At 56.5% G+C, this 26,497-nt stretch carries 28 protein-coding genes, 2 tRNA genes and 1 pseudogene; 10 read left to right on the forward strand and 21 right to left on the reverse strand.

What is annotated here, in order from left to right; all coding sequences use genetic code 11:
* Nucleotides 1–22 precede the first annotated feature (22 nt).
* The 3 genes from HMPREF0574_RS02240 to clpX form a co-directional block, all read right to left on the reverse strand.
* Nucleotides 23–559 (reverse strand): DUF4418 family protein, encoded by a 537-nt coding sequence (locus HMPREF0574_RS02240; RefSeq protein ID WP_004007054.1) that lies wholly within the window; start codon nt 557–559, stop codon nt 23–25.
* Nucleotides 560–685: 126 nt separating this feature from the next.
* Complete coding sequence (locus HMPREF0574_RS02245; RefSeq protein ID WP_004007055.1) at nt 686–1,018, reverse strand: chorismate mutase; 333 nt, start codon at nt 1,016–1,018, stop codon at nt 686–688.
* 143 nt (nt 1,019–1,161) lie between these two features.
* The gene (gene clpX, locus HMPREF0574_RS02250) at nt 1,162–2,424 is read right to left on the reverse strand and encodes an ATP-dependent Clp protease ATP-binding subunit ClpX (RefSeq protein ID WP_004007056.1); all 1,263 of its coding nucleotides are present in this window, start codon (nt 2,422–2,424) and stop codon (nt 1,162–1,164) included.
* A 326-nt stretch (nt 2,425–2,750) separates the two neighbouring features.
* Between clpX and HMPREF0574_RS02255 the strand changes: the two genes are divergently transcribed.
* The gene (locus tag HMPREF0574_RS02255) at nt 2,751–2,996 is read left to right on the forward strand and encodes a hypothetical protein (RefSeq protein ID WP_004007057.1); all 246 of its coding nucleotides are present in this window, start codon (nt 2,751–2,753) and stop codon (nt 2,994–2,996) included.
* A 140-nt stretch (nt 2,997–3,136) separates the two neighbouring features.
* Here HMPREF0574_RS02255 and HMPREF0574_RS02260 read toward each other — a convergent pair whose 3' ends face one another.
* From HMPREF0574_RS02260 to HMPREF0574_RS02325, 14 genes are all read right to left on the reverse strand, one after another.
* A complete protein-coding gene (locus HMPREF0574_RS02260; protein ID WP_036325018.1) occupies nt 3,137–3,784 on the reverse strand; it encodes an ATP-dependent Clp protease proteolytic subunit in 648 nt (215 codons plus the stop codon).
* 59 nt (nt 3,785–3,843) lie between these two features.
* Nucleotides 3,844–4,452: an ATP-dependent Clp protease proteolytic subunit gene (locus tag HMPREF0574_RS02265; protein ID WP_004007059.1), complete on the reverse strand. Its 609-nt coding sequence runs from the start codon at nt 4,450–4,452 to the stop codon at nt 3,844–3,846.
* Nucleotides 4,453–4,706: 254 nt separating this feature from the next.
* On the reverse strand, nt 4,707–6,014 hold the full coding sequence (gene tig, locus HMPREF0574_RS02270; RefSeq protein ID WP_004007060.1) for a trigger factor: 1,308 nt from the start codon (nt 6,012–6,014) through the stop codon (nt 4,707–4,709).
* A gap of 143 nt (nt 6,015–6,157) precedes the next feature.
* Nucleotides 6,158–6,613: a DUF3052 domain-containing protein gene (locus HMPREF0574_RS02275; protein WP_004007061.1), complete on the reverse strand. Its 456-nt coding sequence runs from the start codon at nt 6,611–6,613 to the stop codon at nt 6,158–6,160.
* Nucleotides 6,614–6,701: 88 nt separating this feature from the next.
* A complete protein-coding gene (locus tag HMPREF0574_RS02280) occupies nt 6,702–7,199 on the reverse strand; it encodes a DUF3145 domain-containing protein (RefSeq protein WP_004007062.1) in 498 nt (165 codons plus the stop codon).
* 142 nt (nt 7,200–7,341) lie between these two features.
* The gene (locus tag HMPREF0574_RS02285) at nt 7,342–7,836 is read right to left on the reverse strand and encodes a peptide deformylase (RefSeq protein ID WP_004007063.1); all 495 of its coding nucleotides are present in this window, start codon (nt 7,834–7,836) and stop codon (nt 7,342–7,344) included.
* Between the two features lie 30 nt (nt 7,837–7,866).
* Complete coding sequence (locus tag HMPREF0574_RS02290; RefSeq protein ID WP_004007064.1) at nt 7,867–9,738, reverse strand: proline--tRNA ligase; 1,872 nt, start codon at nt 9,736–9,738, stop codon at nt 7,867–7,869.
* Nucleotides 9,739–9,833: 95 nt separating this feature from the next.
* On the reverse strand, nt 9,834–10,076 hold the full coding sequence (locus HMPREF0574_RS02295) for a DUF3046 domain-containing protein (protein ID WP_236585853.1): 243 nt from the start codon (nt 10,074–10,076) through the stop codon (nt 9,834–9,836).
* Nucleotides 10,077–10,099: 23 nt separating this feature from the next.
* Nucleotides 10,100–10,624, reverse strand: a complete 525-nt coding sequence (locus tag HMPREF0574_RS09895; RefSeq protein WP_004007066.1) for a helix-turn-helix domain-containing protein — start codon at nt 10,622–10,624, stop codon at nt 10,100–10,102.
* Nucleotides 10,625–10,663: 39 nt separating this feature from the next.
* The gene (gene pgsA, locus HMPREF0574_RS02305) at nt 10,664–11,263 is read right to left on the reverse strand and encodes a CDP-diacylglycerol--glycerol-3-phosphate 3-phosphatidyltransferase (RefSeq protein ID WP_004007067.1); all 600 of its coding nucleotides are present in this window, start codon (nt 11,261–11,263) and stop codon (nt 10,664–10,666) included.
* Between the two features lie 13 nt (nt 11,264–11,276).
* Nucleotides 11,277–14,024, reverse strand: a complete 2,748-nt coding sequence (locus tag HMPREF0574_RS02310) for an FtsK/SpoIIIE family DNA translocase (protein WP_004007068.1) — start codon at nt 14,022–14,024, stop codon at nt 11,277–11,279.
* 62 nt (nt 14,025–14,086) lie between these two features.
* The gene (locus HMPREF0574_RS02315; protein WP_004007069.1) at nt 14,087–15,022 is read right to left on the reverse strand and encodes a PfkB family carbohydrate kinase; all 936 of its coding nucleotides are present in this window, start codon (nt 15,020–15,022) and stop codon (nt 14,087–14,089) included.
* Nucleotides 15,023–15,038: 16 nt separating this feature from the next.
* Entirely contained in the window at nt 15,039–16,733 is a 1,695-nt protein-coding gene (locus HMPREF0574_RS02320) for a ribonuclease J (protein ID WP_004007070.1), read from the reverse strand.
* 181 nt (nt 16,734–16,914) lie between these two features.
* Nucleotides 16,915–18,324 carry a M16 family metallopeptidase gene (locus tag HMPREF0574_RS02325; protein WP_004007071.1) on the reverse strand — a complete coding sequence of 470 codons (1,410 nt, stop codon included), beginning with the start codon at nt 18,322–18,324 and terminating at the stop codon, nt 16,915–16,917.
* A gap of 29 nt (nt 18,325–18,353) precedes the next feature.
* On the opposite strand from HMPREF0574_RS02325, the gene HMPREF0574_RS02330 reads away from it, so the two are divergent.
* Entirely contained in the window at nt 18,354–18,908 is a 555-nt protein-coding gene (locus HMPREF0574_RS02330) for a hypothetical protein (RefSeq protein ID WP_004007072.1), read from the forward strand.
* A gap of 147 nt (nt 18,909–19,055) precedes the next feature.
* Here the strand turns inward: HMPREF0574_RS02330 and HMPREF0574_RS02335 are convergent, their stop codons facing one another.
* Nucleotides 19,056–19,427, reverse strand: coding sequence for an RNA-binding S4 domain-containing protein (locus HMPREF0574_RS02335; RefSeq protein ID WP_004007073.1), 372 nt, complete (start codon nt 19,425–19,427; stop codon nt 19,056–19,058).
* Nucleotides 19,428–19,436: 9 nt separating this feature from the next.
* The gene (locus HMPREF0574_RS02340) at nt 19,437–20,315 is read right to left on the reverse strand and encodes an HNH endonuclease family protein (protein ID WP_236585852.1); all 879 of its coding nucleotides are present in this window, start codon (nt 20,313–20,315) and stop codon (nt 19,437–19,439) included.
* 202 nt (nt 20,316–20,517) lie between these two features.
* On the opposite strand from HMPREF0574_RS02340, the gene HMPREF0574_RS02345 reads away from it, so the two are divergent.
* The 5 genes and pseudogenes from HMPREF0574_RS02345 (at nt 20,518) to HMPREF0574_RS02360 (ending at nt 24,212) form a co-directional block, all read left to right on the forward strand.
* Nucleotides 20,518–20,742: a hypothetical protein gene (locus tag HMPREF0574_RS02345; RefSeq protein ID WP_004007075.1), complete on the forward strand. Its 225-nt coding sequence runs from the start codon at nt 20,518–20,520 to the stop codon at nt 20,740–20,742.
* A 5-nt stretch (nt 20,743–20,747) separates the two neighbouring features.
* On the forward strand, nt 20,748–21,305 hold the full coding sequence (locus tag HMPREF0574_RS02350; RefSeq protein WP_236585851.1) for a hypothetical protein: 558 nt from the start codon (nt 20,748–20,750) through the stop codon (nt 21,303–21,305).
* A 130-nt stretch (nt 21,306–21,435) separates the two neighbouring features.
* Nucleotides 21,436–22,665 carry an amidohydrolase gene (locus HMPREF0574_RS02355; protein WP_004007077.1) on the forward strand — a complete coding sequence of 410 codons (1,230 nt, stop codon included), beginning with the start codon at nt 21,436–21,438 and terminating at the stop codon, nt 22,663–22,665.
* A gap of 641 nt (nt 22,666–23,306) precedes the next feature.
* A pseudogene (locus HMPREF0574_RS09790) lies at nt 23,307–23,693 on the forward strand (tyrosine-type recombinase/integrase); the annotation flags it as partial.
* A gap of 303 nt (nt 23,694–23,996) precedes the next feature.
* A complete protein-coding gene (locus HMPREF0574_RS02360; protein WP_004007079.1) occupies nt 23,997–24,212 on the forward strand; it encodes a helix-turn-helix transcriptional regulator in 216 nt (71 codons plus the stop codon).
* A 299-nt stretch (nt 24,213–24,511) separates the two neighbouring features.
* On the opposite strand, the gene HMPREF0574_RS09360 is transcribed toward HMPREF0574_RS02360, so the two are convergent.
* Nucleotides 24,512–24,643 carry a hypothetical protein gene (locus HMPREF0574_RS09360; RefSeq protein WP_004007081.1) on the reverse strand — a complete coding sequence of 44 codons (132 nt, stop codon included), beginning with the start codon at nt 24,641–24,643 and terminating at the stop codon, nt 24,512–24,514.
* Nucleotides 24,644–24,817: 174 nt separating this feature from the next.
* Between HMPREF0574_RS09360 and HMPREF0574_RS09900 the strand changes: the two genes are divergently transcribed.
* A complete protein-coding gene (locus tag HMPREF0574_RS09900; protein ID WP_370446371.1) occupies nt 24,818–24,982 on the forward strand; it encodes a hypothetical protein in 165 nt (54 codons plus the stop codon).
* Here the strand turns inward: HMPREF0574_RS09900 and HMPREF0574_RS02365 are convergent.
* Nucleotides 24,944–25,015: transfer RNA gene (locus HMPREF0574_RS02365), tRNA-Asn, on the reverse strand. The genes HMPREF0574_RS09900 and HMPREF0574_RS02365 overlap by 39 nt on opposite strands.
* Before the next feature lie 188 nt (nt 25,016–25,203).
* Between HMPREF0574_RS02365 and HMPREF0574_RS02370 the strand changes: the two genes are divergently transcribed.
* Nucleotides 25,204–25,277: transfer RNA gene (locus HMPREF0574_RS02370), tRNA-Ile, on the forward strand.
* Nucleotides 25,278–25,509: 232 nt separating this feature from the next.
* On the forward strand, nt 25,510–26,487 hold the full coding sequence (locus HMPREF0574_RS09905) for an O-acetyl-ADP-ribose deacetylase (protein ID WP_004007082.1): 978 nt from the start codon (nt 25,510–25,512) through the stop codon (nt 26,485–26,487).
* The last annotated feature ends 10 nt before the right edge of the window (nt 26,488–26,497 follow it).

Here is a 26,497-nt window from a genome sequence, read left to right on the forward strand (position 1 = left end):
TTTGGCTGCTTTGCATGACGGATTAGGCCGCCGCTTTCTGAGCTACCGGGCGCTTCTTTTGATCCAGGAATATCGCCCCAGCAACTGCCAGGATGCCCACACAGCTCAACGCCAGCAGCGTCGGCTTGGCGTAAAGGCTGCAAGACATCTCCTCGTTTTTGCACACTCCAATCAGCACGGTGACGATCAAGATCTCCAGCACGTAGATGAGCGCCGCACTAATGTTCAGACCGGTACGAATCTGAGCGTTCACGAAAAACGCAATCAAACCGATGACCAACAGGAGGATTCCAATCCCTAAGCTGGCTTGAGCAGTCCAATAGCACGCCATGTGGTCATGAGCTTCACCCATAGCCTTACCAGCCTGACCCATGTGATCCATGTGTTCCATGTGATCCATATTTTCCATACCACCGGAGTCTTTCATCCCGGACATATGTTCCATGCCGGAATGATGCTTGGCAGCGAACTCGCAAACCGGTGCAAAAGTCCGGGGCGCGATGGCAATGAGCAGTCCCAACACAATGGTGGGCAGTGAACCAATGATTTTATCTTTCATGGGATTTTCTCCTTAACGATTTAATGACGCTGCCAATCATGACATAGCACAAAACAATTAGCAAGGCTCGCCTTACCTAATTACCGGGAAAACCGCCTTGACCAGCCAGAAAATAGCGTCCAAATATTAGCGGGAGGGTGTCTCCCGCACCGCCTCGTGGTGCCGGATGACCTCATCAACGATAAACCGCAGGAACTTCTTGGCAAACTCTGGATCCAGTCCCGACGACACCGCCAAAGCCTGGAGCCGCGCCACCTGCTGTGCCTCGCGCTCAGGGTCAGCCGGCGGCAAATCCAGCCGTGCTTTTAGCTGTCCGACTTTTTGGGTGCAACGGAACCTCTCCGCCAGCAAATGCACCAGCGCCGCGTCGATGTTGTCGATGGTGGCTCGGTATTCCTTGAGTTCAGCAGGGGTTTGCGGCGGATTTGCGGCGATAGCTTCGGCTTGCGTAGTGTTCATTGTTGCCCCTTCACTAGGTTCCCCTCTCACTTTACCGGGTCCCCTCCCCACCGCGGAAAGTTTCTCAAGACGTAAAACGGAGCCGCCCCCAGGAAAACGGCAAGCTCGGCGCGAACCCGCCGGGGAACCTTGTGACGTAAATGTTAGGCGGTCTTGGCGACCGAACCGCCGGGAATGTCCTGCAGCACGTAGGTGGGCTCGGCGCCCTCAGAAACGCACTCCGCTTCGATAATGACTTCTGCCACATCTTCACGTGAGGGCAGGTCAAACATGATTTGAGAGAGAGTATTTTCCATCAAGGTGGACAGCGAACGCGCCCCAGTACCACGATTCTCAGCCAGCTCGGCCACCGCGTGAATCGCCGCATCGGTGAAAGTCAGCTTCACCCCGTCAAGCTCAAACAGATGCTGGTATTGCTTGAGGATGGCGTTCTTTGGCTCGGTCAAGACCCGTGATAAATCGTCAACATCCAGGGCTGACACATTGGTAATGACCGGCAGACGACCGATGAACTCCGGAATCAAACCGAACTTATGCAGGTCGTCGGGGGTCACTTTGGCAAACAGGTCGCCGTGTTCCTTTACGGACTTGAGGTCCGAGCCAAACCCGGTGGAGCGCTGCCCTAAGCGAGCTTTCACAATTTCATCGAGACCCGCAAACGCCCCGGCAGCAATGAACAGAATCGAGGAGGTATCAATCTCGATAAATTCCTGATGCGGATGCTTGCGCCCGCCCTGCGGCGGCACGGAGGCGGTCGTGCCCTCGATAATCTTTAGCAGAGCCTGCTGCACGCCCTCGCCGGACACGTCACGAGTGATGGAGGCGTTTTCACCCTTACGGGAAATCTTGTCGATTTCGTCAATATAGATGATGCCGCGTTCAGCCTTTTTCACGTCCCCATCGGCGGCTTGAATCAAGCGCAGCAGGATGTTTTCCACGTCTTCGCCCACGTAGCCGGCTTCGGTCAGGGCGGTAGCGTCCACGATACAGAACGGGACTTTCAACAGGCGTGCCAAAGACCTCGCCAGGTGCGTCTTTCCGGTTCCGGTGGGACCGAGCAACAGGATATTCGACTTCGTCAGCTCCATGCCCGTGTCTTCGCCGTGTCGTTGGGCGCGCACGCGCTTGTAGTGGTTATAGACCGCCACGGACAGGGCGCGTTTCGCGTTTTCCTGACCAATCACGTATTCCTGCAGGAAATCAAAGATTTCATGCGGAGTCGGCAAGACATCCAACCCGCCCGAGGGACTGCCTTCGAGCTCCTCGGCAATAATGTCATTGCACAGTTCGATGCATTCATCACAGATATATACGCCCGGACCGGCGATGAGCTTACGAACCTGACGCTGGGACTTTCCACAGAAAGAACACTTCAGCAGGTCGACCGATTCGGCAGTGCGTGACATGAGTTCCTCTCATAGACGAGTTCGGGCTGATTACGATTCTATGGTTTTAGAGGTTTTTATTCTCGTTAACACGCCTTTGAGGGTCAATCAGACGACTCTGGGGTGCCGCTCGGCGGGTTTTGGTGTTCTATAGGGCGTTTCGGGCAAGGATCTTGCGTCGGCACCGCGCGAGGTTTCTGGTGCCGGAGGGTAGCGCCGCGCCTACTATTGGCGGTAGTTAAATACCCACATTTGTAGGTATATTTGTTCCGGCTGACATATTAGTATTAAGCAGTCTCCGGTATTAACCGAGGACATCTGAAAAGTCATAAATATAAGGGGGCGCGATGCCTGACGTAATAGCTTACTTATTCATCGGTCTGGGAGTGCTGTCCGGTCTGTCTATGATTGTATTTCGCAACAAAACCAACGGTACCGCCCAGATTTGGACGGTTCTGCTAGCTCTGGCAATAATCATTGCCTTGGCGGTCTTGAATCTCCTGCAAGTTCTGAATCCTCTCAGCAACGTGGCCATAATCTGTATCAGCCTTGGGGCCATAGTCAGTGTCTTCTCTGGGAAATCATCAAACTGAGAGACCCGCCCCGCGCTTCTGAACAGTAGGCACCTCAGGGCACATCAGTACAAACAAAGCTAACCAATGCTAACCACAGCCAAATAATCACGTGGCTCCACGCTATCAAAGCGTGAAGCCACGTTGATGGCAAGTCACAATTAACTCGCGCTGCCTTTGCGCGGTTCCAGCACCTGGTCAATCAGACCATATTCCAGCGCCTGGGGAGCCGTGAGAATCTTGTCCCGGTCAATGTCCTCGTGCATTTGCTCCACGCTGCGCTTGGAATGCTTCGACAGCGTTTCCTCCAACCAAGCCCGCATCCGGTCGATTTCCTCAGCAATAATCGCCAAATCGGTAGCCTGACCCTGAGCGCCCTGAATAGCCGGCTGGTGAATTAGCACCCGCGCGTTGGGCAGCGCCAGACGCTTGCCCGGAGCACCCCCCGCCAGCAGCACCGCCGCCGCGGACGCTGCCTGACCCAAACAAACCGTCTGAATCTCAGGCTTAATGTATTGCATCGTGTCATAAATCGCCGTCATCGCAGTGAAAGACCCGCCCGGAGAGTTGATGTACATGGTAATGAGTGAATCGGGATCTTGGCTCTCCAGCACCAGCAGCTGCGCCATCACGTCGTCGGCAGAAGCATCGTCGACCTGGTTACCCAGGAACACAATCCGATCCTCAAACAGTTTTGCATAAGGGTCCTGGCGTTTGTATCCGTACGCCGTACGTTCCTCGAAAGTCGGCAAGATATAGCGCGCACTGGGCATTGCCGGAGCCATCCCCGCGGGGACAGACGCATTCATGGGCGAAACCGCAGCGATCCCGGCTCCGGTCATTCCTAAATTACCTTGATAATGCCTCATTACTCCCCCTTATTTGAGCTTTGTACCGCAGCAGCGCTCTCTACCACCGCATCAATAAACCCATATTCCAGGGCTTCTTGAGCGGTAAACCAGTGGTCACGATCCGCGTCCCTGGTGATTTCTTCCAGGGTGTGACCGGTGCGTTCGGCAGTAATCTGTGCCAATTCGTGTTTCATCGCCAGAATCAAGTCAGCGTTAATCCGCACTTCAGAGGCAGTGCCTTGCACCCCACCGAGCGGCTGGTGCATGAGGATGCGTGCGTGGGGCGTCGCGAAACGCTTGCCTTTGGTTCCGGCGGTCAACAGGAACTGTCCCATAGATGCCGCCATTCCCATCGCCACGGTCACCACGTCTGGCTTCACATACTGCATGGTGTCATAGATTGCCATGCCCGCGGTGACGGAGCCGCCGGGAGAATTGATGTATAGGTAGATGTCAGAATCCGGGTCCTCGGCTGCCAACAGCAACATCTGGGCGCAAATCGCATTGGCATTTTCCTGGCTGACCTCATCGCCCAGCCAAATAATGCGCTCTTTGAGCAGGCGCTTGTAAATAAACCCACCCGTGGGTACATCGGGCGTATCTTCGTCGCGATTAACTACGGTCACGTTTCCTCCTCGCTTGGTTCACTTAACCCTAACGGAAAATTGCGCGTCATTCGCGTTGCATTCACCCGGTTTCGCTATGGGCTAAGCCCAAGTTTGCCCGGATGCGCCCGGTCGGGGGGTTAGCCGATTTGATTCACTGTTTTGCACAAGTCTGGTCCCAAAGTTTTTCCTTCAGTTTGCCTCTACGGGGGCGACGGCGGGTATAGCAAAAGGCGGGTCCCAGTCTGTGCCGGGACCCGCCTTTTGCTCAAGATTTACTTTTCCTCGGTGTCCGCATCTTCTTCCGCGTCCTCGTCCTCACCAACGAAGTCCTTCAAGTCCACGACCTCACCGTTCGTGTCTTTTACGGTAACCTCCCCGAGGGCCGCCGCGATGGACTTGTTCCGAGCGATTTCCTGAATAAATGCGGGAATCCGGTTGTTCTGTTCAGCGCTTTGCAACAACATGGAGGGGTCCATGCCGTAAGCCTGTGCGGTCTGGAGCACAAACTCCAGCAGTTCCTGCTGCGACACGTTCATCTGGCGCTCTTCTGCCAGAGCGTCCAAGATAATCTGAACTTTCAAATCCTGCTCGACAGCTTCCTGAGCTTTCTTCTTGTCATCCTCGCTGGCGTCCTCTCCGAGCTGTGCCGCCACGGTTTCATCCAAAATCCCTTGGGGCAACGGGAATTCCAGCTCTTCGCGCAGCTTTTCCACCAGCTTGTCGCGGGCTGCCATAGCCTGTGTTGCCCGAGCCTGTCGGTCCACGTTTTCCGCAAGTTCTTTCTTTAGCTCAGCAATGGTGTCGTACTCGGAAACCATCATGGCGAATTCGTCGTCCGCTTCGGGCAAAACCTGTTCCTTTACGGAATCCACGGTCACCGTCACCTGGGCGGTTTCTCCCCCGTGCGGTCCAGACTTCAGCTGCGTCTCAAATGTCTTGGTTTCTCCAGCTTTCAGACCTTTCAAGGCCTCATCCAGACCTTCGACGAGCCCGCCAGCACCTACGTGATAGGAGGTTTGTTTCAGGGAATCGACCTCTTTGCCGTCAATCTCGCTCTTCAGGTCCAGAGTGACGAAATCGTCCTGCTTAACGGCGCGTTCTACGGTCTTCAGAGTCGCGAAACGGCGACGCAGGTTCTCCAGCTCAGTTTCCAGGGCTTTCGGGTCGTCTTTAATCGCGTCAACTTCCAAGCTCAGCTGAGAAAAGTCCGGCAGCTTAACCTCGGGGCGCACTTCCACTTCCACCGTGAACTTCAAATCGCCACCGGCGGCGCCCTCTACGTTGGGGGTATCGGTCACGTCCACGTCAGGCTGACCCATCGGAGCAATCTTATGCTCCTGCACAGCTTGACCGTAATATTCCGGCAGCGCGTGATTGACCGCTTCCTCAATGACCGCACCGCGACCGATGTAGGATTCCAGCACCCGCGCCGGAACGTGTCCGCGGCGGAAACCGGGAATGTTGACCTGTTTGCCGTATTCCTTGAAAACCTTATCCATCTCGGGTTTGAATTCCTGATAAGGAACCTCGATTGCCAATTTGACCTTTGTGGGGTTGAGGTTTTCAACAGTGCTCTTCACTTTGTCTCCAAAATCGTTCGTTTATGCGGTCTGCCGGACAGTCCGACCCGCCTGGTTTTCATAAGCTTCTAAATCTTACGACATTAGCCCCTTTTTCCGAAACTTAAAACCAGGGTGGGGCAAGGATTTCACAAAAGCGAATCTCAGCGGTTTGCACCGCGCGCCATGAGGCTGATTCCCAGCCAATCGGGGCTCACGTGAGAGGAAGACATGACCCGCAGACCTGCGGTTTTTGCAGCCTCCTCGACGAACTGGGTATCCACCGAATTCGGCTTGCCAGACACGGGAGACATGACCCAAATCAGCCCACCATCGTCGAGATTCCCAGACGCATCAACCAATAAATCTGCCAAATCATCAACTTCGCCGTCTTCGGCACGCCACCAAATCAGCGCCCCGTCCGAGACATCCCCGTAGTCCTCGTCTACCAACTCGTTTCCGAGGAAGTCCTCGATGGTATGACGCAGCCCCTCGTCAACGTCATCGTCATAATAAAATTCTTGGATAATCGCCCCTTTGGCGAAACCAAGACCTAGCTGAGATTTGTTTACGCGATCCTTTTGAGTTTGTTCCGCAGGGGCGGAAGCCTTGTTCGTCATAAGTTTAGGATATATGAAACCATGCCTCCGTGGGGAATTTACTTCAGACTATCCCCACCATGCCAAAGTTAGTCTCCCGGAAACAGGCTCAAACGACCTTGTGCAGGTACTTCACCGGGGCACCGACCCCCGCCCAACGGTAGGGCTCAAGTTCCTCGTCCCACGCGCGCCCCAAAGCTAAGTCCAGTTCACGGCGCATTTGCAGAGGATTATCCGCGTGTTCCAAAGCTGCCAAAATCCGTCCCTCGGGTACCACCACATTACCCACGCTGTCGGTTTGGGCATAAAAAATTCCCAATTCCGGAGTGTGAGACCAGCGTCCGCCGTCCGTGCCGGGAGCTGCGTCCTCGGTCACTTCGTAACGCAGGTGCTCCCAACCACGCAGAGCTGAAGCCAACTTAGCACCGGTGCCAACCATACCCACCCAGGAAAATTCGGCGCGAAAAAACGTCGGGTCGGCTTCTTGGACCGTCCAGTCCAAATTGACCTCGGTATTTAGTACCGTCCCCGCCGCCCATTCAATATGCGGGCACAGCGCTCTGGGCGCCGTGTGAATAAACAGGACACCCCGCGTGTATTGGTTCATGGTTACCTCCTGTTGTTTGGGAGTTGAGTCACAGCTCAACGGGCCGGTGTTGCGGCTTCCCCTCCGAACACCGAATCACAACGAGGTAACTTATGTTCCTATTATGCGCTAAACCAGCTCCAGTTGCACGTCAATCTGGAATCTACAGACCCATTTTCCGGATTTGTTGCAACGCTTCCTTGCGGTATTTCCGCTCCAATTTGTCCAGGTAAAGGTGACCTTCCAGGTGATCACATTCATGCTGCAGGCAACGCCCCATCAGCTCTTCGCCCTCTACCACCAGTGGCTTTCCATCCAAGTCGATGCCCTCTACGCGGGCATACCAAGCGCGTTTTGTAGGGTAAAACAGCCCTGGCACGCTCAAGCAGCCCTCATCACCGTCCTGGTATTCATCTTCGCTCATAGCGACCAGTTTCGGATTCAAAACGTAGCCGATTTCCCCGTCAATATTCCAGGAAAATGCCCGCAGGCTGACCCCGATTTGGTTCGCTGCCAGCCCAGCGCGACCGTCCTCATCCACGTTCTCTAGCAGGTCCTCAACCAGCTGTTTCACGCCGGGGTCACGCGGGTCCGTAATCCAGTCACAAGGGGTGCGCAGCACGGGATCTCCTACCACGCGAATCTCTCGAAATGCCATGTTGACCTCTCTTTGCCGTCGCCGGGGCGCCTAGTTTTGATCCTTTTCCCACTGATCAGGCTCGCCAATCAGCTCCATCGAAGTTAGGGAGAAAGCTGTTTTCGCCGCCTCTTTCTCGATGGCTTGCAAAAGTTCCTCCACGCAGCTTTCCGGGGTCGTTTCCTGAGTCGTGCCTTCGCGGCGCTGACGGATTTCGACCTTGCCTTCAGCCAAGCCCTTGCCCACGACCAGCGCATATGGCATCCCCAGCAGTTCCGCATCCTTGAACTTTACCCCAGCGGAAGCCTTGGGGCGGTCGTCATACAGCACCTGCAGACCCGCCGCATCCAGTTGGCACGCGAGCTTTTCCGCGGTGGCAAAAATCTCTGGATCTTTGCCGGTGGCCAGCACGTGAACCTGGAACGGGGCGATATTGAGCGGCCACATCAGCCCCCGATCGTCGTGGTTTTCTTCGGCAATCGCCGCCACCAGACGCGACACACCAATACCGTACGACCCCATCGTAACGACTTGTGACTTCCCGTTTTCATCCAGCACACTCAGTCCCAGGGCTTTGGCATACTTGCGTCCCAACGCAAAGATGTGACCGATTTCGATGCCACGTTCCAATGTCAACGGCCCCGAGCCGTCGGGAGCCGGGTCGCCTTCCATGACTTCCGCCGCTTCTATAGTGGCATCTGCCGTAAAATCGCGCCCACACACCAGGTTGAACACGTGCATCCCCGGCTGGTTGGCTCCTGCCACCCAGCGCGTGCCCGGAACAATTCGCGGATCTATCAGATAGCGCGGGGAACCGACAGGATTACCGTCGGCATCCGTGGTGCGTTTCGACGAGTTCGGGCCGATGACCTGCGGACCGATGTAACCGGGAACTAAATCCGGGTAGGCTTCCAGGTCTTTGGCTTCTGCCATACGCACGTCAGCGGGAGACAGGCTCGCCTCCAGGCGTTTCATATCAACTTCGCGGTTGCCGGGCACGCCGATGACCAGCACTTCTTTGCGTCCGTCAGGATAGTCAGCGACCACCACCACGTTCTTCAAGGTGTCACTGGCTTCCCAAGGTCGGTCCGGGCGCGGATAGAGCTTATTCGCCTGGTTCACCAACGCTTCAATCGTGGTGGCGTCAGGAGTCGGGCGCACTTCCGCGGCCGGGGCGTCGTCATAAGGGAGGGGCTCAGGAGCGATGGTGGTGACAGCTTCCGCGTTGGCGGCGTAACCTCCGGGGGACTTCACGAAAGTGTCCTCACCGATAGCGCAGGGGAACAGGAATTCTTCGGAGGCGGAACCGCCCATCGGACCGCTCATCGCGTGACAAATCACGAAATCCAGCCCGAGACGGGTAAAGACCCGGCGGTATGCACCGCGGTGCAGGGCGTAGGAGTGTTCCAGTCCATCGTCTGTCAGGTCAAAGGAATAGGAGTCTTTCATCACGAACTCGCGACCCCGGATGATTCCCGCGCGCGGACGAGCCTCGTCACGGTACTTTTCTTTCATCTGGTACAGAATGACCGGCAGGTCTTTGTACGAGGTGTACATATCCTTTACTGCCAGGGTAAACATTTCTTCGTGGGTGGGAGCCAGCAGGTAATCCCCTTCTTTGCGATCCTTGAGCTTAAACAGCGAAGGACCGAACTCTTCCCAGCGGTTCGTCGCCACGTAAGGCTCGCTGGAGAGCAGCATCGGGAACTGTAATTCCTGTCCCCCAATGCGGTCCATCTCTTCACGCACGATGTTTTCCACGCGCCGCAGCGTTTTCAACCCCAATGGCAGCCAGGTGTAAATTCCTGGCGCGGCGCGGCGAATATAACCGGCTCGGACCAGTAACTTGTGGGAATCAACTTCGGCTTCGACCGGGTCTTCACGCAGGGTGCGGACAAAGAAAGAGGACATTTTTGTAAGCATTCCTCAACTTTACCGCGAAACCTGCTGAAAGATTAAACCATCCCGACCTCGGGATTTACGCACCAACGCGCACGGTTATAGTCGCGGATAGCGGGCTAGTGGCGCGATGCGTGTAAATCCCGGCGATGCCAGAACAGATTTTCTTCCGTGTCTCGATCGGTAGCGCGCAACAGGGCTTGCCACACCTCTAAGGGATCCGCGCCGCGCTCTAACGCCTGGTGCGCCGTCATGCCCCATTCGGTCAATACTTGATCGCTGACCAGGGTTTCACCCAATCCGTGCGGGAATACTTCTGCCAGTGCTTGCTTAAACTGGGAGCGCGTCATGCCGCGCTGCACCGGACCACCTTGGAATGCCGGCATCAGGAAATCGGGGCGCAGTCGATGCTGTCCAGCAGCTCATCGGGCACCAGTTCGGGAACCACTACGCCCTCAACCGCCGCGATACGATCCGCAACTTCATGCAACACAAAAGACACCGGCGCTTCCAACGCGTAACAGATGGACGCCAACAACTCGCTAGAGGCTTCCTTTTGACCGCGTTCCACCTCGGAAAGGTACCCCAAGGACACGCGCGCCTTTGCCGACACATCACGCAGAGTCAGACCGCGGGTTTGGCGCAGCTGACGCAAAACCTCTCCGAGCTCGTGACGCAATACGGGCGTAGAGGGTTTAGCAACTGGAGGAATCCGCATCATGGATTCAGAATACCGCTTTTTAGGCGCGTTTCGCACCCCCGCCCGATTCGCCGGTCTGACCGAACGTCCCAAGCTGGTCCCCGGACGCAGCGCGTAAGGCAACTTCATGTTGGAAAAGGCGTCTGTTTTGTTCATCACAATCAATTTAACCAACTTTGTCTGGTATTTATTCCCCTGGCTGCACCCCAACCGAGGAGTCACCACAATTAGAAGTCTTCGGGGGCGCGGCTAGCGTTGCGCAGCCGGATGCATTGCCTGGCGCACATAGTCAACCCCGGTGAACACCGTAATGGCTACGACCAGTACCGACAGGACTATTGCCACAATGCGCACCACCGACCAAGCCGCGGGAACCAAAGCTTCCCACGGAATCAACAGCAGCAAAATCAACGCTATCTGGGTCACGGTCTTCAGCTTGCCGCCGCGGCTGGCAGGCATGACTCGCCCCCGACGCGCCAACACCAGACGCATCAGAGTAATCCCCAGCTCTCGCACCAACACCGGGACAGTGACCGCCCAAAACACCGACCAGTGCAAACTGAGCAAGATAAACGCGCTGAGCACCAGGGCTTTATCCGCGATAGGATCGGCGAGTTTGCCGAAATCGGTGACTAGGTTCAGCCGGCGAGCCAGGGTCCCGTCTAACTTGTCGGTCGCGGAAGCCACGGCGAACACCGCAAAAGCCCACACTTGTGCCTTCACTCCCGGCAACAGCATCAACCAAATAAATACCGGCACCAAAATCAGGCGAATGACCGTGAGCACATTGGCGATGTTAAAGTTCGGGGGGGCGGGCGGCTGGGACGTGCCCTGCAGGTTTGCGGTCATGAATCCATCCTAATCAGAAGGGCAAAGGCTCGGTGTCGTCTTTATCGTATAGCTCTTGGTGACCCACTTGCGGTGTCGCCGGTGGTGCCGGATACGGGAGGGTCGCCGAGTCGGGTTTATCGGAAAATGCCACCGTGGGGTCAAGGGGGTGTGCGTCGGTGTCACCAGCGTCTGACGGTAACTGGTCTGTATCCTCGTCATCAGCAGGTTTATCGAGAGATTCCGTAGGAGTCGGGTCCACTGCAGACGGACTGTCCGCGATGGAGTCGGTTTCGCCGCGCAGCATGGCGAGGACACCGGGCAGGTCCTCGTTCGTGACCAGGACTTCGCGTGGCTTGGAGCCTTCCGAGGGACCCACCACCCCGTATGTTTCGAGGATATCCATCAACCGACCAGCTTTGGCGAACCCCTTGCGCAGTTTACGTTGAATCATCGAAGTAGAGCCTAACTGAGTGGAAACCACCAACTCGGCGGCTGCCAACACATCGTCCAAGTCATCACCGATTTCTTCGGGGACCTTGGTTTCTTCACTGCTCTGTTCGCTGGTGACGTCTTCCCGATACACGGGTTCCATCTGTGCCTTGACGTGAGCCACGACACGCATGATTTCTTCCTCCGAGACCCAGGCTCCCTGCACTCGTTGCGGCTTAGATTCACCACTGGGCAGGTAGAGAGCATCGCCCTGACCGATGAGTTTTTCTGCCCCGGACTGATCCAAAATCACGCGAGAATCCTGGTTGGAGGAAGTCGCAAAAGCCAACCGAGAGGGCACATTCGCTTTGATAATGCCCGTGACCACATCCACGGAGGGACGCTGCGTCGCCAACACCAGGTGAATTCCTGCCGCGCGACCCAGCTGCGTGATGCGTTGAATGGAGGCTTCCACGTCCCGTGGCGCAACCATCATCAAATCTGCCAACTCGTCCACTACCACCAGCAGGTAGGGCATCCATTCTGGCTCAAAGCGTGACTCGGGCAGCTTTTGCACCTTGCCGGCACGCAGTGCCTGATTGAAATCATCAACGTGGCGGTATCCGTAGTTCGACAGGGTGTCGTAGCGCATATCCATCTCATTGACGCACCATTCCAGAGCTGTCGCGGCTTTCTTTGCTGAAGTAATAATGGGCGTGACCAGGTGGGGAATCCCGGCATAAGCGGTGAGCTCCACTCGTTTCGGATCGACCAGAATCAGCCGGACCTGTTCCGGGGTGGCTCGCATCATGATGGAAGTAATCATCGAGTTAATGAACGAAGACTTACCCGATCCGGTCGCGCCGGCGACCAGCAGGTGCGGGGTCTTGGCAATGTTGGTCAGGACGTAATCGCCCTCCACGTCTTTGCCGACCCCGGTGACCAGAGGATGTGTGAGGCGCGAGGCTGCTTCGGAACGCAGCACGTCGCCTAGGTAAACGTTTTCGCGGTCCGCGTTGGGAATTTCAATCCCAATCGCGGATTTTCCAGGAATGGGAGACAAAATCCGCACTTCCGGAGACGCTACCGCATAAGCAATGTCCTTGGACAGTCCCTCTACCTTAGAGACTTTTTCTCCCGGACCGAGCGTCACTTCGTACTGAGTCACCGTCGGTCCCCGTGAAAAGCCGGTGACCTCAGCTGCCACCCCGAACTGCTGAAACACGTTGGTCAGAGACTCGATGACACGGTCATTCGCTGGGGACCGTGTCACGTGCGCCGGTCCGATTTTTAACAGGTCTAAAGAGGGCAGGTGGTAGTCGATGTCGTGTCCCAAGCCGGTGTGCACGCGTTCGGGCAGGCTGTCCTCAGCTTTGGCGGGGGGCTCAGGCGGAAGTACCGGCTCTGGGGGTCGGCTTTCTGCCTTGTGCCGCCCTGATTGTTTCCGTGCCGGCAGCAGTTCCGTGGCACCCGTAACGGGTGACTCTGGCAAAGTCTGGGTCGCAGCAGGGACGGGGGTTTGCGCTGACGGAGCCACGTTCGGCTCGATAACCTTAGTTTCCTCCGGGTCAGACTGGGGATGCGGTCGTTTCCAAGGCATCCGCGAAGGTGTCATGACTTCGGTGGCACCGGTGAGGTCGACCGTCTCCGGTTCCTCCTCGCTGGTGGCAGGTTCTGGGCTGAGCCAGGCAAAGCGTTGACGTATCAATGAAACCAGGGTGGCTGCCGGAATTCCCCCGGTGATGAGGATGCCAATCAGCATGATGATGACCAGCAGCGGGAACGCGCCCCACGGCGAAAATAACACGCCGATGGGGTGACCGAAAAACCACCCCAGCAGACCTCCTGCCGTCATGATTTCAGGAAAACCTGTAGAGGGCCAAGGCAAGCCCTTTGCCACGTGGACCATTCCCGACAGTGCCGCCAAGATGACGGAAAGTCCCACCAGAATTCGGGTTTCCCGCGCGCCGCGGGACCGGGTGACCTCCGCAGCTTCTGCCTCGGTCACGCCGTCATTGCCGGGGTCAGGAAAGAACCGTCCCCGCAGGAACAAACGTATGGCGAGGAAACCTAATCCAAAGGGCAGAATGACGGCGAACACCCCAAAAAGTCCCGCGACAGCCAGATGAATCACGTTCCCTGCCGTACCGGACAGTCCAAACCATTCCCGCAGCGCGACCAAAATCCCTAATGCAATCAGGCACAGCCCCAAAATGTCGCGTTTCACCTGGGGGTCCAAAGTGGATTGGGGCAGCTCGGGTTGATTGCTCGCGCTGGGTGATTTTTGGTTACCGCCAACAGACCCGCGCTTCGGAGAGTTAGTTTTCACTTGTTTTTTGGTCGCACTCATAGCGTTCCTAGACTATCCGCCGGCAGAGCTTTTTTGGCACTCCCACGCCGAAAAAAGCGGGATTAGAGCCGGGGATTCGTAGCCAGGAAGTTGTCGATTTGAGAAGCTGTGGGGATTCGGTAGTAGCTCCGCCGCCCCATCGCCAGCGCGGCTGCTGCGTTGGCTCTCGCGCAAGCCTGTTCCAGCGACGACCCCATTATGAGCGAAGCCAGCAGCACCCCGGTATGGGCTTCTCCAGCTCCAGTAGTATCCATCAAATCGGTGGGATAAGCAGGGACTCCCCGTGGAGTCTGCCCGGCAGATTCCTGAATGATTGCCCCGTTTTGCCCGTCACGCAGCACTAACGCAGTTTCCGGTTTCACGTAACGGCGCAGTACCTCAGCAATAGGACCGCGCCCCAACCGCATCCGCACCGTATCTGCCTGGTGCTTATTTAGAGTCAATAAATCCGCCCGGGCCAGGACTTTCACCATCACATCTAAATCGACTTCCCCCACCAACGGACCCCCCGCCACCGCGAGGTACAGATTCTCCGGCAGTTGTTCAATCCAATTCGTGAGAATCTCGGCAAGCTGCGGATATGCCAGGTCGTTGAGGCTGACAAAGACATAGTCATTTCCCCGCAAAATTATCCCTGCCAGGTCACGCGGGTCAGGCTCGACTTCTACGCCAGGGGACGTAATCACACTGCGTACCCCTTCGGAGTCTATGGCGGCAATCCTCAACCCGATGTCCCCCACAATTTCGCGGGAGAGCACAGAAATTCCTTCTCGCCCCAAGGAGTGTCGGGCTTGAATCGAGTTCGGACCGGTTCCCAGTGGGGCGGTCACGCAGGCGGCGACACCTTGCCGCGCCACGGTGGCGACCACGTAGAAACCTCCTGCTACGACAGCCCCTTCCATGATGGAGGCACGGACTTCGGCACCCTGATCGGGCAGATGGTCAACCCGCAGGGGCAGCTCCAAGTTGATGGACTGAGTAGAGATAAAACGTGCCACAGCGATTCTCCCTGAGCTAGTCAGCTTCCAACACCAGGGGCACAATCATGGGCGCGCGCTTCAATCGCTTGGACACCCAGCGTCCCAAGGTCCGGCGCGCGACCCGTTCCATATCCCGCACGTTGGCTTGTCCGTCCGCAGCTGCTGCACTCAAAGCGTCAGCGATAGCCGGTTCAATGTCTCTAAACACGTCATCATTTTCTGCCACTCCTCGCGCGATAACGGTCGGACCAGCGAGGATAGTCCCGGTGCTCATCTCCATCACCACGTAAACCGCCACAAACCCCTCTTGTGCCAGGACGCGACGGTCATACAGTTCAGACTCCCCAATCTCACCAATGGACGTGCCATCCACATAGATAAAGTCACACGGCACCTGACCCACAATCTGTGCCTCGCCGTTCTTAACCTCCACGCAGACCCCGTCCTCTGCGAGCATGACGCGACGCGGATCGACTCCGGTCTTTACGGCATGTTTCCCATTGGCGACCAAGTGGCGAATCTCGCCGTGAATGGGCATCACGTTCTTTGGCTTCACGATGTTATAGGCATAGAGCAGCTCGCCCGTGGCGGCGTGACCGGACACGTGAACCCTCGAATTACCCTTGTGCACGACCTGCGCGCCCAGACGAATGAGCTGATTAATGACGCGCCCCACCGAGTTTTCATTACCGGGAATCAGGGAGGACGCCAACACCACCGTGTCGCCCTGACCGATAGAAATCGTCCGGTGCGAACGGTTGGCTATCCGCGACAGGGCTGCCATCGGTTCGCCCTGCGAGCCAGTAGCCATGTACACACGACGTTCAGGAGGCAGGGAATTGACGTCCTTAAGGTCAATCAGCACGCCATCCGGCACGGTCATGTAGCCAGCCTCCGCGGCGATGGTCATGTTGCGTTCCATGGACCGCCCCACCAGGGCGACCTTCCGGTTAGATTTCGCGGCAGCGTTCAAGACCTGCTGCACCCGGTGGACGTGGGAGGCAAACGAAGCGACCACAATCTGACCGGTAGCGTGGAGGAATACGTCCTCAAGCACCGGCCCAATCTCACGCTCCGAAGTGATAAAGCCGGGGACTTCGGCATTCGTAGAGTCTACGCAGAACAAGTCGACTCCGGCTTCACCCCAGCGCGCGAAAGCACGCAGGTCGGTAATGCGCCCATCCAGGGGCAGCTGGTCCATCTTAAAGTCCCCGGTAATCAGCGCGGAGCCGGCTTTTGTGCGCACCATGACTGCCAAGGCATCCGGAATCGAGTGGTTTACTGCGCAAAACTCGAGGTGGAATGGTCCCAAGTCGAGCCGCTCACCCTCCGCCTTGACCCGCAGGTTTGTGGTCGGCAGGCGATGCTCCAAAAGTTTCGGTTCCACGAACGCCAGTGTCAGGTGCGAACCGTAGACGGGAATGTCCTCGCGCAGTTTCAACAGGTAGGGCACCGCCCCGATGTGATCCTCGTGACCGTGAGTCAGCACCACGCCGACCACATCCGCCATCCGGTCTTGGATATAGGTGAAATCCGGCAAGATGAGGTCTACTCCCGGCTGGATTTCTTCGGGGAACAGCACCCCGCAATCCACAATCAGGATTTTGCCTTCAGTTTCCAAAACGGTCATGTTGCGACCGACTTCACCCAGACCACCCAAGGGCACCACTCGCAAGACATCGGGCTTGGCAGGTCCGGGTTGGGGCAGCTGAAAAATATCTTCACTCACGCCCCTATCTTAGCGGTTTCGCCTTGCTCCAGGCTGACGCACCCGCCCCGGCGTGCCTGTCACAGGACAAACCGAGTGCGTTCACGGTCGCCTGCGGCACTCGGAGGACACTTCGTCCACCTGGTGGAACCCCTGTCCGCCCTGTGAACGCCGGTGCCTTGACGGAAATAACGGGGACGGTTTATTCCCCCGGTCCTAACCGCACCTCAATAGTGGCACGTTTCGCCAGTTCAGCCGCCCAGTCCCGGACTTGTGCAGCGGTAACGGCGTGCATCTGTTCCAGCTTCGCCGCTAACGGGATATAAGCCCCACGCAGGATTTCAGCATGAGCCAGACGATTGGCACGCACAGTATTGTCTTCCAGGCTCAGCAGGGTGGCTCCGCGTAGCTGCCCTTTGGCTCGAGCTAGCTCGTCCGCGGGGATCGGGTCGGTGGCAATTTCTTCCAGTTCGGCACGCAGTAGCGCCGCTACCTCGTCCGCGTTCGCCGGATTGCAGGTCGCGGTTAACCCAAAACTACCTGCGTCCCGGTAAGACGAGTTAAACGCGTAGGTGGTGTATGCCAGACCGCGCTTTTCCCGGATATTTTGGAACAGGCGTGAGCTCATCCCTCCGCCCAGGACGGTATTCAGCACATTCATCACGTGCATATGTTCATCCGCCACTCCCGGTCCCGGTCCGCCGATGATGATGCGACTCTGTTCAAACTTGCCGTCGACGATAAAGACTCCAGACTCAGGTTTCCAAGCGCCCCGACCTGATGCGTTGAGACTGTTTCCACAACGGTCAGCGGAGCTGCCCAGCGGGACGGATACCGCGGTGTTGAAATCTAAGGCGGGTTGGGCGGGGTCAGGCGCGGATTGCCATTGCGACCACGGGGAGTCGGGACGGTGCAGCGCCCGCGCCACAAGTTCACACACCTGATCGTGATTGACTTCTCCCGCGGCCGCCACCACCAGGCGATCCGGAGCATATCCGGCCTGGTAGTGAGCCACTATTGCCTCCAAGGTATCGGCTTTTACCGATTCAATCGTGCCGCCAATGGGACGCCCCAACGGATGAGTCGCAAAGACTCGGCGGGTAAATTCGTCAAAAGCCTGTTCGCTGGGGTTATCCAGCGCCATCGTCAGCTCGTCGAGGATAATGCCGCGTTCCATCTCAAAATCGGCAGCGTTGAGCAAGGGCGCGCATACCATATCCATCAGGACGTCAACCGCCATCGGCACGTCCTCACCCAAGACTTCTGCGTAGTAGTGGGTGTATTCTCTACCGGTAGCGGCGTTAGAGTCGCCTCCGACCGCATCAAACTCCATAGCTATCTGATGGGCAGTGCGCCGCGTGGTTCCTTTAAACAAAAGGTGTTCCAGAAAGTGTGTGGAGCCACGCGCCCCCTCGACCTCGTCACGAGAGCCGCGCGCGACCCACAGCGCCACGGTAGCGGCGCGGGTGCCCAGCATCTGCTCGGTGATAACGCGCGTTCCCCCAGGCAAAATCGTCCGGCGAATCGCCCCGTCCTCCAAGGTCACGTCCGCGCCGGGAGCACCTGCGGGAAGCGCCGGAAGCGGATCGGCAACAGGTTTCAAATCAGTCATAGTGACCCAATTTTACTAGACTGGTACGCATGTCCCAGCACAACTTTGGTAAACAGGAAAAACCCGACGATTCCGACCAGTCTCCCGCGCACGCAAATCCGGAGGGAATCCCTCGGGCGGGGAAAAATCCTCCTCCCAAACCCGGAAAATCTGCGCTGTCGAAACAATCTCTGTGGCGCTCCGCGGCTGACGTGTGGCCTTTCGTGGTGGGGTCTTTCGGGTGTGCCCTGGCGTCGTACTTCTTGACCTATGCCGGCTCAGCCTATGAACAGCCGAATTCGCTGACCACCGGGGCGACCGTCATGTTGATGGCAGCGGGAGCTTGCGTGCTGGCTGCCACCGTCGGGCTGGTTCACCTGGCGTTTTCTGTTTCCGCAAAAGTGTTGTGGGCGATAGGTGTCGGTCTGGGGACAGCGCTGTCGGTGGCAGCTTTCGTTGTGGCAGGGATGCACGTTGCCCCCGGATTTGTGTTTGGTGTGACGTTCCTGGTGCTGTGTGTGCCGGGGTATTTCCTGGGTCGGCGTGCTGATGACTACCGCGCCCAGTTCCCCAAACGCAGCCATTTCCTGGGTGACTGGGATTAGGAATTGAGCCAGCAGCTCAGCTCCCGGAGCCTGGGGCGGAGCCGCGAGTGTTCCCGACCGCCCTGGCGCAACCACCCCACGATGCTGACTCTAACGCGGGCTAAACCCGACCTGAGAGGTTGACCGGGGACGCTTTTGCGTAATATTTCAAAAGGACGTCCGCCCGCGCAAGGCGTCAAGCTGACGGCGTTCCTTTTTGGTGGGACGTCCAGTGCCGCGCGGTCGATAGATAACCGCAGCATTAGCGGGGTTCGTCAAGCGTTCCGGAGTGACGTCTGTATAGCATTTCACGGCTTCGGGCGCCCCTACACGCTTGGGAATCAGGGCTATAACCTTCAGGACTCGGTCAAAACCCGCGACTCGTAGCCGCACTTCGTCCCCCGCCCGCACCGCGCTGGAGGCTTTCGCGCTTACCCCGTTGATTTTCACGTGTCCAGCGCGCGCCGCCGCGGTCGCAAGTGATCGCGACTTCACTTGTCGCACCGCCCACAGCCACACGTCGACGCGCATTTTATCCATTCCCCCAGTCTACTCGCCGCTGGCAGGCAGCGGTTGACCGGGGCAATTGCTCAGGATATGTACCATCGCATCGCGTTCTGACGGAGTCACCCACAGTCGATACTTCGCTTTGACCGCAATTTGGCGCGAGATGTAGGCACATCGGAAGCCCTGACGCGGTGGCAGCCACGTCGCCGCATCGCTGTCTGATTTTTGCTGGTTGAGCCGACCGTCCACTGCCAGCAGGTTCAACGGATCGTTCGCCAGGGTTTCGCGCTGCGCGGCGCTCAAGGCTTGGGCGCCTTTCTGCCAGGCGTCAGACAGGGCAACGACGTGGTCAATCTGGATAGCCGCCGCCTGTGACTTGTGGAAATACTTAGTTTCGCCGGAATATGGCTCTGTCAGGGTTCCGCTCAGTACCACGCACCCATGGGTGTTTGCTTTCCAGGTCTTGTTGGTCAAATCGCGGTTCAGGATGTCGTTGCGGGTGTCGCAGCCGTTGTGGTCAATATCGCGCCATCGCCGACCGAATTCCGCCCGCCGATATCCGGTTTTCGGCGCCCGTCCTTTCACGGGCAGGGACGCCAGCGCTGCCGCAGCGTCCCCTGAGGTTTCCGGAGTGGGCGTGGTCGGGCTGGGTTCAACAGTGATTTCTGGGGTCGGTGTGGGGGAAGAGTCAGAAGAGGTGGGGGTGGGCGCATCGGTGACGCGTGGCACTTTGGGGGAGATGGCGGGACTGGTGGAAGTGGCGGGGTCGGGAACTAAATCGTTGGGTTTATAGCCCATCCCGCTGCCTAGCACTACCAGAATAAGCAACACCCCGACGCCAACCAGCAGCTTCTTAGTTGAGCTGATCTGTTTGGTCGGGGCTTTGCCTGGCTTACTGGCTGGCATCTGGTTTTCTTTCACAGCCCCATTCTAGGGTGAGGGGGGAATATAAAAATTTCGACGGTTGAGTATCCGGTATTCTCAGATTTCTATTTACGCTAGCAAGCGGTCATGATTACCCCGGAAAAACATCTCCATAGTCTTTGATGCGGAAATTTGACCAAATATTTAAGTTTTTGTTAGGCTAGCCTTACAACGTTATTATCAGGACAAAGGAAATGTAATGTCAGAAGATGTTCAAAAAGAAGACCTTCAAAAGCAAATTGATGAACGACGCACCAATTTTTGCATGAATCTTTGCCCTGGTTGCAAGGCTGCTCGCGCAAAGCAAAAGGGTTTTTGGTATCACACTGTCAAAGTATGTGATGACAAACTGTGTCCCTGGTGTGCAGCATATTATCGCACCCAAGGAAAACGCGCTTATGAGCCTCTCGATTCGGTTGAATGATTATCATGACACACCTGGAAGAGTACTATCAAAACAAACCCTACCCTTTCTTCATTGTGCACATGATTGCAATTGTAGGTTTTGTAGCCCTTCTCATTACTTCTCTAATTATGCTAGTAGCCCATAATTCAGGCACAGCCGTAATCGTTATACATAAGTTGTCTTCCTGGCTCTTAATGATAGGTCTGGTTATCAGCGGGGTCGAAGCTCTGGTTGTAAAGCTCTTTGCTCCGAGCGCGAAGCGTAAACCTTTTGGTTATAGAATTCCTGTCTTAAAAGAAATAACCACCAGGCAAGAAGTCGCCATATATACCACCTATTGTGTGCTGTCTTGGGCGCTCCTCCCCATCGTATTTATATTCGCGTTCCTCAGCGGTATTGGCGCAGTGGGGATTTCATCACCAGTGCTGCCCTTCCACACCATAGATTCAGGGTTGTTGGCTCACTTCCACCACATTAGCGGTGCCTTATTTGTCATCATGATTATCCTGCACGTCGCACTTTCAGTTCCGGCGCGCCGGGCCAGAGAGAAAGCAAATCAGGCGATTAGTTCGAATAATTAATTATCTCTGAGGTGATTAATTCGCCGTTTATTTTTCGCACTCCCTAATTTTTAGGCAATCCCCTAAGCATCCCGCCCTCACGCTGCAGGAGCTTCAGTGGTATTCTGGCTTAAGAATTTGAGGAGCCATCATGAGCAATTTGGATATTAACGCAGCGGTCACCGAACTAGGTTCTTGGCAGGACGAAACCTATCAATGGCTCCACCAACACCCCGAACTTTCGATGTCAGAGACAGAAACCTGCAATTTTATCGAGAAACAGCTGCAGGACTTTGGCTACCAGACCGAAATAATCGGTGGGGGCGTGGTCGGAATACTGCGCAATGGCACGGGGAAAACCACGCTTTTCCGCGCCGACATGGACGGTCTGCCGGTGAGAGAAGAAACCGGGTTGCCTTATGCCTCCACCATCACTCGACGCGACCGGGACGGAAACGAAGTACCGGTGATGCACGCCTGCGGGCACGACGTACACATTACTGCGGGTCTGGGGGCAGCACGAGTGCTAGCTGCGCATCGTGATAGCTGGAGTGGCACCCATATCGCCCTATTTCAGCCCGGTGAAGAAACTGCCGAGGGCGCAAAATCCATGGTAGCAGCGGGTCTGGTCGATAAAATTCCTCGCCCCGACGTGGCCTTCGGTCAGCACGTCCTGACCGGTCCCATGCCCACCGGCGCGGTCGGCACCCATGTCGGAGCAATTTTGTCTACGGGCGCGTCCTTGAAAATTACGTTGCATGGCAAGGGCTCACATGGCTCTATGCCTCATATGGGCATTGATCCGGTGGTACTCGCCTCGACGATTGTGATGCGGTTGCAGACTATCGTCTCGCGCGAAATTGATCCTTTCCAAATGGCAGTAGTGACTGTGGGGTCGGTGCAAGCTGGCACAAAATCGAATATCATTCCCGAACGTGCCACCCTTTTGGTCAATATCCGCGCTTATGACGTAGCGGTGCGCGAACACTTACTGACAGCCATAAAGCGGATTGTTAACGCCGAGTGCGTGGCGGCAGGTAGCCCGGAACCTGCCGAGTTTGAGCTTTATGATTCCTATCCCCTGACCGCTAACGACCCGCAGGTTACGAAAAAAGTGACGGAGGCATTTCTTGCCCACTTTGGTGCTGAACGGGTAGGCGATTGCGGTGAGGTTCCCGCCTCCGAGGATTTCAGCACTATCCCGGACGCGTTCGGGATTCCCTATTGCTATTGGGGCTTGGGTGGCTTCCGTGACGATGACCCCAAGTTTCCTAACCATAACCCCAAGTTCGCACCGGTCATGCAACCCACGCTAGCCACGGGCATCGAAGCCGTTCTAGCCGCGGTGATGGCTTGGTTGGGGAAATCGGAACAGGAGTAATGCCCGTTCAGCTTGAGGCGTCCCGGTCTGCTTTACACCGTTGAGAGCGCATTCCTCTGACGCGGTTATACGCCTGCACCCAGTGCTGAGATAGGTACGGGGGAAAACGGCTCAAAAGACCTCGATGCACCGGATACAAAAAAGCTCCCGCGGCTGGATTCGAACCAGCAACCTGCCGATTACTTCTTTTCCCTGCTTGGGATGTGGTTAAGGCGGCTTCTATTAAATAGCACATGAGATCTAAAACATGGGAAAACTGCGCTAGTGCATATTTACAGCATCTAAAAGCTGCCGGGCGCGCCAAAGGCACGATTCGGATCCACCGTTATTACCTGCAAGTCATGCGTAGGTCGCCCCATACCCCGGGTTGGTATCCCGGGAAAGGCTTGAGGCATGGCTTGCTGAGCATGATTGGAAACCGGAAACAAGACGAAGCGCCCAAGGTGTAGCTCACCAATTCTTCAAGTTCTTGGTCGAAGATGGCATTTTGAAAGATTCGCCAGCTAAATTTCTTAAACTCGTCCATGTACCTGACGGAGTACCTCACCCCGCGGCGGAATCAGCCGTAAGGCACGCGCTACAAAATGCGCCAAAGCGAACCGCACTCATAGTCAGGTTCGCGGTTCCTTGCGGGCTTAAGGGCGTGCGAGATTTGCACTTTGCGAGGAAACGCCTGGGATGGTGGACTGCTGAGAGTAAAGGGCAAAGGTGGAAGAGTTCGGGTTATTCCGTTGCAGGATTCCACGCTGATTTACAGCCTAGAGAATTGTCCAGGTTGGCTATTTCCCGGACGTATTGACGGGCATTTGAGCGCGCAATACACAGCAAAGCTACTGGGTAGCGTGCTGCCTCCAGGCGTTACAGGGCACTCCCTACGCCACCGGTTCGGGACTGTCTCGTATCGGGCAACCCACGATTTGCTAGCGGTAGGAGCTGTTATGGGTCATGTGAAAACTGACACCACTAAGCGGTATATAAAGCTGGATTTGGATCCGCTAACGCGGGCGGTACAGGCCGCACAACTTTGACATGACAAATAAGAATTGTGCAGACGTTCCACCTTTACGTTGCAGCTATATACATGTATAGTATTAAGTGTTAGGGCAACCGCCCTAACAACAGGAAAGCCCCGGAGGTCATTCCGGGGCTTAGAGGAAAAGGAGATTGAGATGATCGCATTCATCGAAATCCTGATTTCCCTTCCTGAAGCTATTCTAGCGCTGATTCTCATTTTTGAGAAGATGCACCGGAACAGCAAGGAAGATTAGGAAGTCGCCCCGTCCCCTCACCGGGGGGCGGGGCTTCCTCTGAAATTCACCAAGGGGGCTATCATGTTTCTTTCATTGCAGGGCGTGGCTGAGTATGCCGGGCTTGCCTATGGCACTATCAAGGCCTATTTCGCACGAGGCTATCTCCCTGAACCTGATGTTGCAATCGGTATGCGCGATAAAGTCACAGCCTACGGCTGGTCTACCGACACTATCGACCACTGGCTAGCCAATCGCCCTGGACGCGGGGCGCGTACCGACTTAAAGCGCGCTAAATAAGTCCGCGCTGGATTTTTTCGAGTTCTTTCCATAGGCGGGTGTGGTTTTCTCTCGCGTCTGCTATAAGGTTTTGCAAATCGTCGTGTAATTCGCCTTGTCGGTGTCCTAGGCTTTTTATACGGTCGTCTAGCATGTTGATAGCGTCGCGCATGGAAGACCCATGATTTGGTTTCATTTCTTTTGCTGCTGATTTCGCATAATACCGCTCAGGATAGCGCCGATGCCTTGCAGGTCGGTGAGTCAGGTCGGCATTTATTCCACCTCTTCATCAGGTTTTTGGTTGCGTGTGGGTCGGTAGGCTAGGGCGGTTCCAGACCCCGGCAATGCGCAAGCGCCTCCCGAACCTCCACCAAAGCCGCCCTCAAATGCCGCCCCACACGACCCACCGCAATAGATTCATACACAGGCGTTAAAGTGTTCGTTTCAATCATTATTAGGTGCCTTTCTCAGTAAAGTAGCCTCATGGGCATTTTTGATGGACTTCGCCAAGCCTGGGCTGAAGCGGGCGAAAAGGTAGAACAGGACGCGAAAGCCAAAGCTCGCCAGCGCGGCGCGGTTTCTCTCAGCGTGCGCTAGGTCGCGCTCTTGGGATTACTCAAGGTCAAATTACTAGGCGTTGGAAAGGCGTTAGCGCTTGGCAACTCGATGAACTCGACGCGGTAGCTACGTTGCTAAACCTGTCAATTCACGATTTGATAACTCCCCCGCGAGGCGGTCTAGGGTATGAAAAGCTCCCGCGGCTGGATTCGAACCAGCAACCTGCCGATTAACAGTCGGACGCTCTGCCGTTGAGCTACGCGGGATTGCGGATTAGATTCTAACAGAACTTTTTCACAAATGTCCACTCGCTGCGAGATTACCTGTTTTTGACTGGCACAATCACGTTTTCCCTCCGAGATATTTCGCCGATTCTGGGCGCTGTAGCCGAAAAGTTTCAATTCAGGGCGTGCAGAAATACCACCTCGGCTCGGGAACTTGTTAGGATGTTTACGCCCTGTTAGCTCAGTCGGTCAGAGCAGCGGACTCATAATCCGTTGGTCGTGGGTTCAAGCCCCACACAGGGCACCGCGCAAAACGTTGCAATAGCAATAAAAACGCCCGTCAAGGTGTCGAGTAAAACCTCTTCGTGGGGTCTACGTAGGGTGAGCGAAAAAGTTTCGGCGTGTCTTAATGGTGTTCCAACCCACCCACTAACCGAAAAGAAAACGACAATGAACACGCTCACCCCCGCCGCACCTACCCACGACGTTTATACCGCTTCACGCTAGACTGAAAACCTAGCCGAAAGGGAACGGATATGCAGATTCATGCGATTGGCGGAGACCTCACCGAAATGAATGTGGACGCGATTGTTAACGCCGCGAATTCCTCATTGCTGGGTGGAGGCGGCGTCGACGGGGCGATTCATCGCGCGGCGGGACCGGAGCTGCTGGCGGCATGTCACAAGTTGCGGGCGACGCGCTTTCCCGATGGACTCCCGGTAGGACAGGCGGTCGCCACCAGGGGGTTCAATCTGGAGGCGCGATGGGTCATTCACACCGTGGGACCCAACCGTCACGCGGGACAAACCGACCCGCAGCTGCTGCACGACGCTTTTGCCAACTCTCTGCGTGAAGCTGCGCGGGTAGGCGCCCGTGACGTGGCGTTTCCCGCCATATCTGGCGGTGTCTACGGCTGGGATATGGCACAAGTCGCGCGCATCGGCGTGGCTGCCGTGCGCGAGTACGCTGCCCAAACGCAGACCCCTCACACCGCTTCGGACGCTGCTGCAGCCCAAGGTCAGACCCCACACGCCGCGCTCCCGATGGATAACGTGTACTTTGTGTTGTTCTCCCCTGAAGCCTTGGAACGGTTCCAGGCAGAGATTGCCCGCACCGAGCCGGAGGACGATTCCTGGTCTCCTGACGACTTCGAGTTGGCGCCAGGGGACACGAAAACCCACCGCAACGGCATGACCTTGGTCGATGCCTATTGGATTCCCGATGCAGAAGTCGCCTCGTATCGCGCCGATCGCAACGCGGCAGCAGCTGCCTACACGGAGGCATTCCGCGCCGAGGGCTACCGGGTGTTTCGGGAATGGGCAGGTTCAGAGGACGGCGAGGCCATTACCGCCAGCGACAGCGCCGGGAACCTCCGCGCCATGATGCACTTGGATCCTCAGGCGGTCCAGGAATGGCAGGAATTCTCGGCAAAGTATGGCGCCAATGCCCATGCGGAGCTGGTCAAAGCCATCCGTGCCGAGCATCAATATCTCAAGTCCGCGCCGTCAGATTGACCCCGTCGCG

Origin of the sequence: Mobiluncus curtisii subsp. curtisii ATCC 35241 (assembly GCF_000146285.1) — a bacterium.
Taxonomy (GTDB): domain Bacteria; phylum Actinomycetota; class Actinomycetes; order Actinomycetales; family Actinomycetaceae; genus Mobiluncus; species Mobiluncus curtisii.

Bases quoted from the DNA above. Each gene is read 5' to 3' on its own strand.
- HMPREF0574_RS09360 (WP_004007081.1), bottom strand. From the start codon at position 24,643: ATGATTGAAACGAACACTTTAACGCCTGTGTATGAATCTATTGCGGTG.
- HMPREF0574_RS02275 (WP_004007061.1), bottom strand. From the start codon at position 6,613: ATGACGAACAAGGCTTCCGCCCCTGCGGAACAAACTCAAAAGGATCGC.
- HMPREF0574_RS02245 (WP_004007055.1), bottom strand. From the start codon at position 1,018: ATGAACACTACGCAAGCCGAAGCTATCGCCGCAAATCCGCCGCAAACC.
- clpX (WP_004007056.1), bottom strand. From the start codon at position 2,424: ATGTCACGCACTGCCGAATCGGTCGACCTGCTGAAGTGTTCTTTCTGT.
- HMPREF0574_RS02285 (WP_004007063.1), bottom strand. From the start codon at position 7,836: ATGGCATTTCGAGAGATTCGCGTGGTAGGAGATCCCGTGCTGCGCACC.
- HMPREF0574_RS02335 (WP_004007073.1), bottom strand. From the start codon at position 19,427: ATGGATAAAATGCGCGTCGACGTGTGGCTGTGGGCGGTGCGACAAGTG.
- HMPREF0574_RS02310 (WP_004007068.1), bottom strand. From the start codon at position 14,024: ATGAGTGCGACCAAAAAACAAGTGAAAACTAACTCTCCGAAGCGCGGG.
- HMPREF0574_RS02325 (WP_004007071.1), bottom strand. From the start codon at position 18,324: ATGACTGATTTGAAACCTGTTGCCGATCCGCTTCCGGCGCTTCCCGCA.
- HMPREF0574_RS09905 (WP_004007082.1), top strand. From the start codon at position 25,510: ATGCAGATTCATGCGATTGGCGGAGACCTCACCGAAATGAATGTGGAC.
- HMPREF0574_RS02345 (WP_004007075.1), top strand. From the start codon at position 20,518: ATGTCAGAAGATGTTCAAAAAGAAGACCTTCAAAAGCAAATTGATGAA.
- HMPREF0574_RS02350 (WP_236585851.1), top strand. From the start codon at position 20,748: ATGACACACCTGGAAGAGTACTATCAAAACAAACCCTACCCTTTCTTC.
- HMPREF0574_RS02330 (WP_004007072.1), top strand. From the start codon at position 18,354: ATGTCCCAGCACAACTTTGGTAAACAGGAAAAACCCGACGATTCCGAC.
- HMPREF0574_RS02290 (WP_004007064.1), bottom strand. From the start codon at position 9,738: ATGCTTACAAAAATGTCCTCTTTCTTTGTCCGCACCCTGCGTGAAGAC.
- HMPREF0574_RS02355 (WP_004007077.1), top strand. From the start codon at position 21,436: ATGAGCAATTTGGATATTAACGCAGCGGTCACCGAACTAGGTTCTTGG.
- HMPREF0574_RS02240 (WP_004007054.1), bottom strand. From the start codon at position 559: ATGAAAGATAAAATCATTGGTTCACTGCCCACCATTGTGTTGGGACTG.
- HMPREF0574_RS02260 (WP_036325018.1), bottom strand. From the start codon at position 3,784: ATGAATGCGTCTGTCCCCGCGGGGATGGCTCCGGCAATGCCCAGTGCG.
- HMPREF0574_RS02280 (WP_004007062.1), bottom strand. From the start codon at position 7,199: ATGAACCAATACACGCGGGGTGTCCTGTTTATTCACACGGCGCCCAGA.
- HMPREF0574_RS02360 (WP_004007079.1), top strand. From the start codon at position 23,997: ATGTTTCTTTCATTGCAGGGCGTGGCTGAGTATGCCGGGCTTGCCTAT.
- HMPREF0574_RS02255 (WP_004007057.1), top strand. From the start codon at position 2,751: ATGCCTGACGTAATAGCTTACTTATTCATCGGTCTGGGAGTGCTGTCC.
- pgsA (WP_004007067.1), bottom strand. From the start codon at position 11,263: ATGACCGCAAACCTGCAGGGCACGTCCCAGCCGCCCGCCCCCCCGAAC.